This window comes from Catenulispora sp. EB89 (assembly GCF_041261445.1).
Lineage (GTDB): Bacteria > Actinomycetota > Actinomycetes > Streptomycetales > Catenulisporaceae > Catenulispora.
In genome coordinates, this window is the sequence record NZ_JBGCCU010000066.1 from 1 (window position 1) to 1,275 (window position 1,275).

Annotated in this window: 1 protein-coding gene; it reads left to right on the top strand. The window is 68.4% G+C overall.

The genetic code is table 11. The features are described from left to right. Positions 1 to 52 precede the first annotated feature (52 nt). The coding region (locus tag ABH920_RS50020) for an IS30 family transposase (protein ID WP_370356990.1) at positions 53 to 1,275 on the top strand (1,223 nt) is incomplete at its 3' end.

Sequence of the window (1,275 nt, forward strand, 5' to 3'; positions counted from 1 at the left end):
GCCCGCCGGAGGCCTGGCGGGTTCAGGGGGTGGTTGCAACATTCGTGTGTTGATGGGGTTGGTCAGGGTGTCTGGGTCTGGGTTTGTGGTGCGTTCGGATCGCACTGGGCAGGGGCCGGTTCGGTTGGTGGCTGAGCGGCGGGCATTCTTGGTGGCTGTGGCAGGTGGTGTGGGGACGAGTGAGGCGGCTCGGGCGGTGGGGGTCAATCCCCGGACTGGTCGGCGCTGGTTGCATGGGGATTCGCAGAAGACGGGGGTGGCTGGGTTGCCGGCGCGGCCGGAGCCTTCGGCGCGGTTTCTCTCGATCGAGGATCGGGTGGTGATCGCGGATGGGCTGCTGGCTGGTCGTTCGATGCGCCAGATCGCGGCGGGCTTGGGGCGTTCACCCTCGACGATCAGCCGGGAGATCGCGCGCAACGGTCTTGGGCCCGGCCGGGGATATCACCCGCATGCCGCCGACCGCAGGGCCGCCGCCCGTCGGGTGCGTCCTCGGGTGGGGAAGATCGCCGGGTGTCCCCGGTTGAAGGCCGCGATCCAGCAGGGACTCGATGACAAACTCAGTCCCGAACAGGCCGCGGCCCGGCTGCGCCGTGACCACCCGGATGACCTGGAGATGCACGTGTCGCACGAGACCATCTACCAGGCGCTGTATGTGCAGGGCCGGGGTGAGTTGCGTCGGGAGTTGACCGGGGCGCTGCGCACCGGCCGTGCGATACGCCGGCCCCGCAACCGGCCGCATCCCACCCGGCGCTCTGGTTTGCCGAAACCCCTGGTGATGATCAGTGAGCGGCCCGCGGAGGCCGAGGACCGGGCGGTGCCCGGGCATTGGGAAGGTGATCTGATCCTGGGTGCGCATGCACGCTCGGCTATCGGGACTCTGGTGGAGCGCACCACCCGGTTTGTGATGCTGGTGCACCTGCCCGGTGATCGCACCGCCGGCACCGTGCGCGACCAGCTGATCGCCACCGTCTCGACCCTGCCGGCACACCTACGCCGCTCACTGACCTGGGACCAGGGCGTGGAGATGGCCCGACACCGCGAATTCACGCTGGCCACCGACATGCAAGTGTTCTTCTGCGACCCCCACTCACCCTGGCAACGCGGCAGCAACGAGAACACCAACGGCCTGCTCCGCCAATACTTCCCGAAAAGCACCGACCTATCGGTGCACACCCCAGAAGACCTCGCCGCCGTCGCCGCCCAACTCAACCGCCGACCCCGCAAAACCCTCGGCTGGGACACCCCCGCCGAACGCCTCGCTAAACTCCTGAACAC